8 protein-coding genes are annotated in these 13030 nt (G+C 44.1%); 1 reads left to right on the forward strand and 7 read right to left on the reverse strand.

Going from position 1 to position 13030, the window contains the following annotated elements; genetic code table 11:
• Position 1: 1 nt before the first annotated feature.
• The 6 genes from G4P69_RS08515 to rpsB form a co-directional block, all read right to left on the reverse strand.
• Positions 2-2038 (reverse strand): tyrosinase family protein, encoded by a 2037-nt coding sequence (locus G4P69_RS08515; RefSeq protein ID WP_208349356.1) that lies wholly within the window; start codon positions 2036-2038, stop codon positions 2-4.
• Between the two features lie 177 nt (positions 2039-2215).
• Complete coding sequence (locus G4P69_RS08520; protein ID WP_208349368.1) at positions 2216-4387, reverse strand: multicopper oxidase family protein; 2172 nt, start codon at positions 4385-4387, stop codon at positions 2216-2218.
• 1136 nt (positions 4388-5523) lie between these two features.
• A complete protein-coding gene (recG, locus tag G4P69_RS08525) occupies positions 5524-8067 on the reverse strand; it encodes an ATP-dependent DNA helicase RecG (protein ID WP_208344979.1) in 2544 nt (847 codons plus the stop codon).
• A gap of 7 nt (positions 8068-8074) precedes the next feature.
• A complete protein-coding gene (locus tag G4P69_RS08530) occupies positions 8075-8959 on the reverse strand; it encodes a hypothetical protein (protein WP_208344980.1) in 885 nt (294 codons plus the stop codon).
• 186 nt (positions 8960-9145) lie between these two features.
• Positions 9146-9802, reverse strand: a complete 657-nt coding sequence (gene tsf, locus G4P69_RS08535) for a translation elongation factor Ts (RefSeq protein ID WP_208344981.1) — start codon at positions 9800-9802, stop codon at positions 9146-9148.
• Between the two features lie 451 nt (positions 9803-10253).
• Positions 10254-11048, reverse strand: a complete 795-nt coding sequence (gene rpsB / locus G4P69_RS08540) for a 30S ribosomal protein S2 (RefSeq protein ID WP_208346172.1) — start codon at positions 11046-11048, stop codon at positions 10254-10256.
• 189 nt (positions 11049-11237) lie between these two features.
• Here rpsB and G4P69_RS08545 point away from each other — a divergent pair, with 189 nt between their 5' ends.
• Positions 11238-11600, forward strand: coding sequence for a sensor histidine kinase (locus tag G4P69_RS08545; RefSeq protein ID WP_208346171.1), 363 nt, complete (start codon positions 11238-11240; stop codon positions 11598-11600).
• 188 nt (positions 11601-11788) lie between these two features.
• Here the strand turns inward: G4P69_RS08545 and G4P69_RS08550 are convergent, their stop codons facing one another.
• Positions 11789-12754, reverse strand: coding sequence for a glycosyltransferase family 2 protein (locus tag G4P69_RS08550; RefSeq protein ID WP_208349415.1), 966 nt, complete (start codon positions 12752-12754; stop codon positions 11789-11791).
• Positions 12755-13030 lie beyond the last annotated feature (276 nt).

Raw genomic sequence — 13030 nt, forward strand, 5'->3', positions numbered from 1 at the left:
ATCAATCTAAAAAGTTCAGGGAAACACCCTTAAGCCGTAATAGCTCATGGTCTTCTTGGTAATCGGCACCAATCACCACCAGTGTGACCTGTAGCGTAGTTGCACCTGCAGCCAGGAGACGTTTAGCGCATGTCGTGACGTTGATGCGATAATTGCGAGGAGTATTGTGATCTCTGGGACGGAGGTCATATTCCCTTCGCCGCAAGGGTGCTGGCTCGCAGTGACCAGGACCCCCATAACAAGCACCATGACCAAAGACGGCAAGATAGCCCCCATAGTGGGAATTGTCCAGAGGTGTACTGGCATTTGCGTCGGGCAGATTCAGAAAGACCCGGATAAAGCACGAGCGCAACAACTGAGGTACGCGATGTAACCGTACTTCGGCCTGAGCAAAGTTACCAGTGGCAATGCTGGAAACATCAATTCTTTTGGAGACAAACCGTCCCACGGGCACTTCCAAACCTACAGGAAAAATATAGGTACTCTTGATATATTCATAGCCAAACTGTGCTATGTCCAAAGTATTACTAATTGTGTAACTCCAAGGCGTTAATACAGCATCTAGATCGGCGGGAACAGATTCGGGATGTTGCTGTTGCCATTCCCACCAGAGGCGATCGACATTGGCATGAACGGGCCAAAACACGGGATCGTAAGAGGCAGTGAGGTTGCTGAACATGTCACCAAATTGGGGCTGGCGATAAAAGTCATCTCGCTTGTGAAATTTCCGACCCGCCACAGTGACAGCTTTATTCCGCTCGGCTGCTTCAGGAGCAGCATTTTGCTTATATTCTGGGTTCATCCCTCCTGTCCAAATATGCATAGTATTGTGGGGATTCTGATCTAAAAAGCCAAAAGAATCGTTGTAAAGGCTACCCCCGCCAAAATCTCGAAAAGTTCGCAAACTCATGATCTGCTCAATGTCATGGGCTGAGGGATAATGGTAATGAATTACTGTATTAATGGTGCCCCCTGTATATTGACCGGGATAGCGCAGGGGGTACCAGAGGGCATTGGCAGCGAGCAAAGCATCGATAAAACGGTTACGATGTTCGCCTGTGGTATATTCCTTCCCGATACGGTTTGCTACGGCATCAAAGAACTCGCTCAGGGTAGCAAAGGCAGGATTACGCTGCTCCGGGGGACGTACCAAATCTTTGAGCTTTTCCAGGAGATCTTCTGGAATGCCGTTTTTGCCCAAGAACACCAAAGATTCTGCTGTTAAATAAGCCTGTAAAGCCTTGGGAATGCGCCAGCCTTTATCTGGTTGTTCTGGTTTGTATTGGGGCATAGTCCAGTCCCAATAGGGTACTGTAACATCAGGGTAATGATCCTGAAGTGCCTGCTCAAATTCATAGAGGTAGATGCGGTGCCAGGGCAGAAATCTCTCCCATCCATGTTGGCAATGATTTTGGTGAATAAGAGCAAGGTTGTTGTAATTACGGCTATCTAGTGGCCATTTGTTCAGGTTATATAATTCTCGAAAGGCATAGCGCAGTTTTTCCAATTGACTTTCACTCATGTAGTCAATGTTCATGCGCTGTTTCAGTTCCCCTAACTCATATTGATAGTCAGTGGCAAACTCGTCGCTATATTCGTTGCCTGCGATCGATTCACTAATTAAAGTGGCTTTAGTGTTAGTTTGAGTCTGATCTTCATCTAGTTCATATGTTATAACCTGAGAAGGACAGCCATTATCAATCCAATCGCTGATGAACTGAGTATCTTGAGCCAAAACAGGATTTCCCCCCCAAGGCAATGGCGGAAACTGAGAGCCATCAAAGGGAGCCTCGCCTCGTAAGCCTTTAATCAAGCCTGATTGTGCCCCCCGTCCTTTTATACTGACTTTTGTGCTTCCATTTGAGCCACAGCAAGATTTGACTTGATCTGAGGCAACTAGTGGAATACCGTGTAACTTGGAGCTTAACAACTCTTGGATAGTAAATTCCCATAAGGGGTTTCCACCATATGCTTCAGGGCGATCGCCCGCAGCCAGTCGCAAAATTTCCTTAACTTGCTCAAAATCACTATTACTCATAATTGATTGACCTCAAGAGTAACGCTGGGGAATTTTGAAAAATCGGTAGTGCTAAAAGTGTCATCATTACTTTTCACAGGAAGTCCTCAAACTTCCGTTGGTTGAGGCAGGGTTTAGGGGAGCCAGTGCTGCAGGAGGGTTAGCCCGACCTAGGCAACTGGCGTCCGGGTTCTGTACTTACGGCTGACTCGGAAGAACAATACTGACGTTCTGCATCATGCCTTGGTCTTCATGGTCGAGAATATGGCAGTGCAGCACAAATTCGCCGATATAACGCTGGTAGCGAGTGCGCAAGACGATCTTGTAAAAACCGTTAGGATTCTGCGGAAGCAGGCTTTTTATCCAGAGGGTGTCTTTCCAAACGCCTTTTAACCCTGGATACTGTGGGTCAGGGTCAGGTCCTCCAACATTGTCTGTCGCCTTCGGTAAACTGACATCTTTGCCGTTCGGGTCAAGGATTTTAACGATCTGGAAAGGATTCACATGAATATGAAACGGATGGCTGACAAAGTATGACTGCAAAGTCCATTCATCAATGTCGCCCAGGTATAGGGTGCGATCAATACGTTCGGGATCGTAAGGTTTAGGATCGAATTTCGAGCCTATAGTGTTGCTGACCTCGAACTGGGCATTCGGCGTGCCAGTGTTAATGAAGAAAGCCAGTTCCTGCTTGCCAGTGACCTCGCCGTCCTGAATAGTTGGATGAGGCGTGAAGAGGGAGAGTTTCAGCCCATTTTTGAGATCATCCACAACCCTTCTTCGCACAGTCTTCTCTAGGGGATTACCATCTGGCATGGTACGCTCAGCAGCAGCAACAAGTTGGTCTTTTAAATATTGGTGGATGTCTGGGATTTCTGTGTCGCCGGAAACATCAACCAGGCCGAGCAGTTGGCGGCTCTCCGCACTCCGGCTGACGCTTCCCGCAGCTGTAGCTGATGTATCAATCACACAGTAAGTACCCTTTTGCGGGAAAACTACCAGTGCATCGCTGCGGTAGCCAGGCTGTAAAGTCGTCAATGTGGTTTTCCAGGCTGCTGCCCTGGTCAGTCCGTCGTCGGCGATGACGTGATAGGGAATGGGATCGCCTGTACAATTTTCCCCGATGAACTTCTCGGCATCGGCGGCTTTCAATCCGTTGACACTAGGTGCATTTGTTTGCTCCTTACGAAACTCTAGGCTGATGGTGTTGCGCACACCTGCATGGATCATTCGCCAACGCTCAATTTTTCCGACTTCGGTCTTAGCAATGGTGGGCAAAACCTCCCCGTTGATGGTGGTGTAACGACCAGATTGGTCCCAGGTGCGGGGGCCGAAATTGTTGTAGGACTCAATAACGCCTGTGTCGCTGGGGGAGCAAACCCAAGGATTGTCGGAATTGGGACAATAATACTGGATTTGCTGCAATACCAAAATGTGTTCCTCGAAAGGGTTGCCCTGACCGTCTTTCAGTAAAGTGTCGATGTCACCGTGAACAAATTTACTGCCAATATCTGGGGGTAACTTAGGTAAGCGATCGCCACGGACAATCAAAGCGCCAGCCATGCCGCTCGACACTTGAAGTGCAGTCGAGCCATGTCGGTGGGGATGATACCAAAAGGTACCGGACGGATGGTCGGGCGGTAGATTGTATTCGTATTGGAAACTGACACCGGGATTGATCGACAACAGCACGTTGTCGCTGTTGCCAGTCGGACTAACCCATAAGCCGTGTGAATGTAAATTCGTGCCATTAAAGCAATGGGGAGTGTTCACCTCCGTCTGACCAAAGCAAGTGGGATCTATGGGCAGTTCGTTTTTCAGACTAATACGCACGGTGTCGCCTGGCTTGATTTCGATGGTCGGTGCCACATAGGGATCGTTCGGGTTGCTACCGGTACCTGTGTAGCCACGCAAACGCACGTTGTCATACTGCCCAGTTGCTGGGTTGCAAATTTTGCTATCGATATATTGGATTTTGAGGTCGAACTGTTGCTCGTTCTTGGGTGAGACACCAGCCGTTGCCTTTGGTGTTGCTAGGAGCGTATTACCTAACGTGGGTTTCTCGGTAGGTTGAAGCACCGGTGGGTTTTTCAAGATGCGTTCTTCTGTCGCAGCCTGCGCCTGGTTCTCAGTTGCTTTCGGTGTAACCAGAGGTGTAGTAGGTGGCGTGGGCTTCTGACAGGGTTGAAGCACTGGTGGGTTTTTCAAGATGAGTTCTTGTGGCACAGCCTGCGCAGGTTGCGCTGCGAACATCGCGATCTGTGTTGATATGAAAACCGCAACAGCAATATATGACAAATTCCCTAGAAGAGATCTCCAAGTTTGCATAAAACCCGGAAAATGACATTTGTTGTGATATGTTTTTGACATTTTTTAATCTCTCTGTTCTCTCTGTTTTTAAGGACTTCACTTTAATGACTTTGCCCAGACAGTTCTGTACATTGTCAAAGTAGATGATCCTGAGTCCGGATAGGAAATCTCAACTATTGAGAAACTACCTTAAAACTAAAACTTTCTAGCAAATCTATAGATCTGCTGTTACTTGAGCCAGCTTAAATTGCTATAGCACTTACCAGTAATAAAATGTTCCGCCTTCGTTGTTGATCTGTCAGCACAGTAGGTTATTCGTGGTAGAATGGCCGATCATTTTATTTTTGGATCTCCCTGAAACACAATTTCATCTATACACAAGCTAAAATGCTTACACTTCTACCAAAAACTATCTCAACAAAAGAGAAAATCTATTGTGTTTGCAACACCACAAATAGAATTACCTAATAAATTTGGTAATCCTGTCATGCTTTATTACATTCACACTACTTCCGAGAGAAGATATTTTTAGTCTTTATTCTTATAGAGTTTCCTAAGCAACTGTGGTACAGCCAAACCTTTTCTACCAAGGTTAGTAGCTTTGAAAACGTACCTCACCAGATCGGGAACCGCTATATCATGATTTGTGATTTGGAAAATTACAAATCAATTAACTTTGACAGAGAGTCTTATTTGTGACCAGGGTCATTGTAGCAATATATTTTGAGATCGTACGTATATAGTTTACTTAACTTAATAAAAAGATTTAGAGCCTAGAGCCTGTGGACTTAAAAAGCCGAGGTAAAGGAAACTTATCGGATAAATGAATGTATTTATTCCTTTACGTGTAAAAATGTATCCTAAGCTTTAATTTCATTTTTAACTCATTGGACTTTGGACAAAAAAAGATAGGTTCGGGTAAATTTTACGCGAATCAGCCCCAGGATTAATCTTCCTGAAAGTTTTTCGCTTCTTGTATCAAATGTCGTGGCTATACCAGTTGAAAAATGCTGCGAGAGAAAGTATCAAAAATAACTTATTTTAATAAGTCTATACTCGATATTGAACATCTGTTTCGTTTTGGTAAGCAGCGTTTGTTGATGAGTGAGTTTCAAACCCCAGATCTGCAACATGAGGAAAATTGGATACGATTGGTAATGCTCTCTTACGTACAACTTTGGCCCGCAAAGGAGGAATTATGTCAAAATAGCCCCACCCATTAAGCGCTCATTTCGATACTTCAACTCTTCCTTCATCAAATACCAACGTTCCAATGTTACATCCATTTCTATAACTTTCTCAGCTGCTTGCCGTGCTAAAATTAAGACTTCCTCATCTTCGACTAAACTTGCCAATGTAAAATCTGGCACCCCAGACTGGCGGGTTCCGAGTACTTGACCAGGACCACGAAAACGCATATCCATTTCTGAGATGAAAAATCCATCCTGTGACTGTTCTAAAACCATCAAACGTTGTTGAGCATCAGGACTTTTAGAACTGCTCATTAAAAGACAGTAAGATTGCGCCGCACCACGACCAACACGTCCTCGCAGTTGGTGTAACTGAGATAAACCAAACCGCTCAGCATGTTCTATGAGCATAACTGTTGCGTTTGGTACGTCCACACCAACTTCAACAACAGTAGTAGAAACCAATATTTGTGTTTCGTTATCGCGAAATTTGTTAATAGCTTCGTCTTTTTGAGCCGAAGTCATGCGACCATGAAGCAACCCCACCTGAAACTCTGGGAAAATGCTTTCTTGTAACTTTTGATGTTCCTCCACAGCCGATCGCAGATCTAGTTTTTCTGATTCTTCCACTAGCGGCAAAACTACATAAACTTGCCTTCCTTGTGCAATTTCTCGTTTCATAAGATCGTAAGCATGAGTGCGTTGCTGAGCTGATAGCACTGTTGTTTGAATCTTTTGTCGTCCTGGTGGTAACTCATCTATTTGACTTACATCTAAATCCCCATGTATTGTTAACGCTAAAGTTCGAGGGATAGGCGTTGCTGTCATTGTTAACACATGGGGTTGCTCGCCTTTTTGTTGCAGACGTGCTCGTTGTTCCACTCCAAAGCGATGTTGTTCATCAATGACCACTAAACCCAAGCGATTAAAGTTAACAGGGTCTTGAATTAAAGCATGAGTCCCTACTAAAAGAGGCAATTCACCAGTTTCTAACTGCGCATGAATTTGTCGCCTTTTTACCGTTTTAGTAGAACCAGTCAGTAATTCTACTGGTAAATGCAAGAGGTTAAACCAACTCACTAACTTACGGTAGTGCTGTTCTGCCAAAACTTCTGTAGGAGCCATCAGCGCTGCTTGGTAGCCAGATTGAATAGCAGCAAGAATCGCAATGACTGCAACAACTGTTTTCCCAGATCCAACATCTCCTTGCACAAGGCGATTCATTGGTACAGATTTTTGCAAGTCGTTTAAGATGTCGTTAACCACTCTAGTTTGAGCATTCGTAAGTTTAAATGGCAGTATTTCATAAAATTTTTCAACTAGCTCACCTCTAGGCGCTAGAACTGCACTGGTTTGGATTTGCCTTGCTTGGTGCTGACGCTTGAGTAACCCAAGCTGTAGATAAAAGAATTCATCAAAGACAAGGCGGCGACGAGCAGTTTGTAAGCTGGAGGCATCTTTTGGGTAGTGAATGTTGGCGATCGCGTCTTTCAATTCCATCAAATTATACTTTTCCCGCAAACCACTTGGCAGGGGATCTTTAAGGTTACTAGCTGAAGGTAAAACTGCAATGACCGCCTGTCGAACAAGATCTGCTCCTATTCCTTCAGTTAAAGCATAAATTGGCACTACACGACCAATCGTCAACGATTCAATCTTATCTCCTGGATTTGCCAAAACCTCCAGTTCTGGATCTTCCAACACCAAACCATATTTACTTTGTTTCACTAACCCACACGCCGCTACAATTGCGCCTTCTGGGTAGCGGCGCTTTAAACTTTCTTGCCAAGCCCGGCTGCTATAACGTGTACCAGCAAAAAAGCGACTTATTTTTATTTGACCTGTTTTATCTTTGAGTACCAATTCTAGAATTGATAGCTTTTTGTTGCGGGGACTAGTAAAGCAGTTACAACGCTTTACCCTTGCTACTATCGTCACCGTCTCACCCGCTTCCAATTCCTGAATGTTTACCTGACGAGCATAATCGATATGGTCACGAGGATAGTAAAAAAGCAAATCTTTTACCGTATATAAACCAAGACGTGCTAATTTATCCGCATTTTTTGCTCCTATTTCTGGTAACTGACTAAGTTTTTGCTCTAATCTTACAGCCAGTCTCCCCCCCATCTCAGCCACAACAGGAGTTGTTTTTACACTTTGAATATAACTCCTCCCCTCTGCTCCCCCTGCTCCTTGCTCAGAACTCCCCTGATCCGTTACTTTTGACTTTTGACTTTTGACTTTTGACTTCCCCGAAAGGGGTACTCCCTCTTCCGTCACTTGCTGTAACTCATGCAGATAAGAACGGGTTGTTGCTACTAAATTCTGTCTGTCTTCCAATTCCAGATTTGGATATTCAACAAATTGAGCCGCCAATTCTTGCCAACGACGGCGTGCAAAACTTGGCAAAGCAGTAGGAAATTTCCCAAAAGTCAACGCCAGAAACTCACTGAACCGGTATTGCTTACCCATTAAATCAGTGAACCCCTGTTCCGCCTCTATTGCCAAGGCTTTTTGCAATCTTAACCAATCTGGTGTATCAAGAGTCATTAATCTACTATTCGTCTAACCAACTGGCACGCCACGCCGCTTCTGCTTCGGCAATCACTCGCTCTTTTTGTTGTTTTTGATACTCTTGCCCTACTTTGTTAAGCTGAGCTAAGATACTCCGAATCTGTTTGCGCTCAGACGATAGAGCCGCATCGGCAAATTCCATTTCCGCAAGTCGCAAGTTTATTGCCATTATCTGTGTTAAATTTGGGTTTTCTGACTGCTGCCCATTTTCAACTTCTATTACTAAGTTTAATAAATTAGGCGGTCCTAGCATAACCTCTGCAGCTGCCTCCGATGCTGCTGCTGCTGCTTCTAAAATCGGCTCTGGCAACTTTTTCGGAAATATTCCTGATTTTTGTAACGCAAGATTAGCCTCACGAGAAACTTTTTTCAGTGTCTCGTATATTGCTTTCTCCATGTTCTGTTGCCATATGGCTAGTTCTACAGGGGATGAAGGAGGGAAGGAAGTAGGTACAGTCGGCGGATTTGACGCAAACAACGACAAATTTAAAGGGACAGGAAGTTCGTTAGAAGAATTATCCGTGTCATCATTTTCCTGTGTTACTGTATCCTCATTTACTTCATCTTCCTGATCTTGTTTATCTAGCTCACTTGTGTTATCGGCTAGCAATTGCTCAAATTTGTGTTCACCTAATTTACGGATAGCTTGCTGCAGCTGTTGCCGTTGATTTAAGGACAAACTCAGGAAGTTTTTGGGATATCCTTGGGTACATAAATGATAACTCGCCATAACTAACTGCTGTCGCAAGGCTTGCTCTAAAGTTGCTAAATACTTGCTGTAAGCACTTTTGAGTTGGATTGCGATCGCACGTGTCGTCGCTTCTAGTGCTAGGATCTCCCGTTCAATTCGCTCAATTGCTCTTGCCATATCTTGTTGTTCTTGCCCATACAAATTCTTAAATGGTACGAATGTACTTTTCTATTTTAGGATAACTATACTATAGGACTTTAGACTTTAGCGTAACCCAATAGCTAAAGAAAAACAGGTCTAGCATTATAATAAGCTGACCTGTTTTTAAAGTCGTTAAGGACTTCGTAGCCCTTAACTGCTTGATTATTTACCTGTTTGTGCTGCGACTTCGTCAGCAAAGTTGGTTTCTTGTTTTTCGATACCTTCGCCTAATATAAAGCGGACGAAACGGCGAACTTGGATATTTTCACCCAGTTGAGCGATCGCTTGTTTCACCAGTTCTTCCACCGTGATACTTTGGTCACGAATGTAAGGCTGATCCATCAAAGTCAATTCTTTGAGGCGTTTCTCAATCCGCCCCTGAACAATTTTTTCTTTGACGGCTTCAGGTTTATTCGCTATATCATCTCGCCCCATCTCGATTTCTTTTTCTTTGTTAGCGATTTCGGGGGGAATATCTGATACCCTCACGTACTCTACGTTTGGACAAGCCGCCACCTGCATAGCAACGCTGCGCACTAGGTTTTGAAACTCCTCGCGGCGCGCTACGAAGTCAGTCTCGCAGTTTACTTCTACTAGAACACCAACCCTACCGCCTGTGTGAATATAGCTACCTACAAGTCCTTCTGCTGCCACACGGTCTGCTTTAGCACCTGCTTTGGCGATCCCTTTTTTCCGTAGCCATTCCTCGGATTTTACCAGGTCACCATCGTTTTCTTTAAGAGCCTTTTTGCAGTCCATCATGCCAGCACCAGTTTTTTGGCGTAGCTCTTGGACGATTTTTGCAGATATTTCCGCCATTTTGCCTCAATTCCTACTTGACTGACAATTTTAACCGCTTACGGATGTTTTAGTATTTCTATCTTACTTAGAACTTGTTTAGTTGTTAGTAGTTAGTTGTTATATCATGTCCGGCAAACTAGTTATAATTCGCGAATTTTATGTAAAACCCTGAAAACTGTTCTTTTCTAAGCCTCTGCTTGCTTAATGATAACGCTTCAACCAGACATGATATCAGTTCGTTGCAACACTAACCCTTACGGGTTTACGAGTCACCTAGGTGCGGAAAACCCTACAACAGTATATCAGTTAAAGAATTCAGGAGTCAGGAGTCAGTAGTCAGAATAAGTTCATGAATCAGGGGATTTAAATCCCCACTGTTTAGACATTACTCAAGTTGCATGGAGACTCTAACTCCATCCAATTCAAAACAGAATTCTGACTCCTGAATTCTGACTTCTGACTCCTTCTTTTATTCCTCGTCTTCGTCGTCTGGAATTAACGAATCAGTGTAATCGCTTTCGTCGTATTCGTATTCTTCCTCAGCGCCTTCGTAATCTTCGTAATCTTCCTCTGCATCCAACTGACCGTGACGACCTTCATAAATAGCGTCAGCCAGTTTGCCCACTATGAGCTTAATTGATCGAATAGCATCGTCATTTGCTGGGATGGGAATATCGACCACGTCTGGATCGCAGTTTGTATCCAACATGGACACAATGGGAATTCCTAGTTTTTGGCATTCTTGAACTGCGTTATACTCGCGTCGCTGGTCTACAATCACTACCACGTCGGGAACTTTCCGCATAGTTTTAATACCACCCAGATATTTTTGAAGCTTCGCCATTTCCCGACGCAGCATTGAGGCTTCTTTTTTGGGTAATAGATCTAGCGCACCGGTTTCTTCTCTACGTTCTAGATCTTTCAAGCGGTCTACACGGGTTTTGATAGTTGCCCAGTTTGTGAGCATTCCACCCAACCAACGTTGGTTAATGTAATGGGAACCACAACGAGCAGCTTCTTGAGCTATGATCCCAGCTGCTTGGCGTTTGGTGCCAACAAACAAGAATTTTTTACCAGCTTCTGCATTCGAGCGCATGTAGCTGTAAGCGTCTTCCATTAACTGGGCAGTCTGCACCAAGTCAATGATGTGTACGCCGTTACGCGCAGTGTAAATGTAAGGAGACATTTTTGGGTTCCACCTGCGGGTTTGATGCCCAAAGTGAACTCCCGACTCCATCATCTGAGCCAATGAAACGACTGGCATATCTTTAATTTTCTCCTATTCGGGTTAAACCTCCATCCAGGCGTATTTCCTTAAATAATTAGGAAACACCCGAATTCCTAGATGTGCGAGATTAGACAACTTTTTTAATATAACACAAATTTTGGGCTTTGTGCTAGCCTCTCAATGGAATGAGGATAGAATTGGGTATATAATGGGGTTTTTCTCGTTGTGAGAACTCAGCGCGATCTCCTGATTCAAGTTCTGCAAAACCTATTGAGTAATGCCATCAAATATAATGTTGCCAACGGTTGGATAAAAATTCACGCTCGCAAAACTCAAACAACTCTCTACGTTACGATCGCCAATGCTTCAATTGATATTCCAGCTAGCGATCGCTCACGCATTTTTGATCGCTTCCATCGCGGTGATCCTGCCCGAACTCGTAAAATAGAAGGAATAGGATTGGGACTTAGCTTAGCTCGTGAAATTGCACGGGCTCACGGTGGCGATCTCACCCTTGACGCCACATCGAATGGTCAAACAGCATTTACCCTCTCCTTACCAGTTAGCTTACAGGTTTCCCGCAACTAATAAAGAAGAATTCAGGAGTCAGGAGCCAGAAGTCAGAATGATAAATACTGGTTAAAACCTCGTCTAAGAGTGGAAGTGGATCGGGGTTGAAACTTTTCCTAAACACCATCCCTTTATGGGTGGTGTATTCTGACTCCTGTATTCTGACTCCTGACTCCTTTTTATTATTAATGTAAATTTAAGCAACATTAAGCAGCTTCTTTTGCTTCTTTATATGCTGCGTAAACTCCCTGTACGTTATACCAATTCAGGAAAATTCTAGAGATTTCTAGAGCCAATTGGGTTTTTCCTGAGTTAATTAACCAGCGCAAAAAAGGAGCCATCGTGCGTTCATTAAGAGCGCCATTGAGTGAGAGAATACCCCAAAGTAGACGATGCAACCAAGTCATTTGGATCATCATTCGCACTTCCCATGTGGGATGCTTTTGATAAAACAAAATTCCCATGCGTCCACGCTGAATTTCTCTATCAATCAAGCGAGGGATTTGTTCTAAGCTGAAGGGTGGATGCCAGTGATAGCCTACAGCAGAAGGACATTTGATTAATTTTAAATCCAGTTGTTTGAGTCTAACACCTAGTTCTAAGTCTTCCCAGCCATAAAGTTGAAATCGGGTGTCAAACAGTCCGGCTTTTTCTAACCAATGCTTAGGGATTGCAACATTCCCTGTGGCAAAGAAAGCTGCTGAAAAATCTGTTAACTTGTATGGTTCAGCAGTTGGATTATCAAAATTGCAAGTGTTGATCACTGCACCGTAGGTAAAAAAGCGATCGCTACCTAATTTCTCTTTTCCTTCCACCAGTGCTGAGTTATGAGCTTGCAAGAAATTTTCTGTGACGACTAAATCACTATCAATAAAAATGATAGTATCTCCCGATGCTTTTTCAACGCCTAAATTTCGGGCTGCGGCTGGTCCCTGATGATTTTGCTGAAAAGTTCGCACATGAGGGAATTCACCTTTATTTGTCTCTAACCATTCTAATGTGCCATCAGTGGAACCATCATCGACTAAGACGACTTCATAACTTTCTACAGAAGTTGCATCTAACTGCTGCATTTCTAATGCTCTGAGGCACTTTTCCAAAATCGGCTTACGATTGTAAGTTGGAATCACAACGCTAAAAAACACACTCTCACCCACAAAGCTACCATCGATCTCTAGGTTGACCCTCCCCGCTCTAAAGAGACGGGAATTCTCAGGAGACTAGTCTCCCAATATCCTTATCACTAAGGTTCCCAGGCTCAATACGTTTGCCACGAGGGCGTACTGATATCTCCTTACAGTATTTTGGGCGTTAGAACTTTGTAGTTCTGGTTCCTGAGAGTCCCCCAGTACCTTGATTTGAAACAAACATCGAAACTTAGTTGCGTTTCCTCCCTGATTGTCATCGAGTGAAGGTAGCTAAATCTCTACGGTTTAAGCATTTGCTTC

This window comes from Aetokthonos hydrillicola CCALA 1050, assembly GCF_017591665.1.
Taxonomy (GTDB): Bacteria; Cyanobacteriota; Cyanobacteriia; order Cyanobacteriales; family Nostocaceae; genus Aetokthonos; species Aetokthonos hydrillicola.

Bases quoted from the DNA above. Each gene is read 5' to 3' on its own strand.
- G4P69_RS08515 (WP_208349356.1), bottom strand. From the start codon at position 2,038: ATGAGTAATAGTGATTTTGAGCAAGTTAAGGAAATTTTGCGACTGGCT.
- G4P69_RS08520 (WP_208349368.1), bottom strand. From the start codon at position 4,387: ATGTCAAAAACATATCACAACAAATGTCATTTTCCGGGTTTTATGCAA.
- recG (WP_208344979.1), bottom strand. From the start codon at position 8,067: ATGACTCTTGATACACCAGATTGGTTAAGATTGCAAAAAGCCTTGGCA.
- G4P69_RS08530 (WP_208344980.1), bottom strand. From the start codon at position 8,959: ATGGCAAGAGCAATTGAGCGAATTGAACGGGAGATCCTAGCACTAGAA.
- tsf (WP_208344981.1), bottom strand. From the start codon at position 9,802: ATGGCGGAAATATCTGCAAAAATCGTCCAAGAGCTACGCCAAAAAACT.
- rpsB (WP_208346172.1), bottom strand. From the start codon at position 11,048: ATGCCAGTCGTTTCATTGGCTCAGATGATGGAGTCGGGAGTTCACTTT.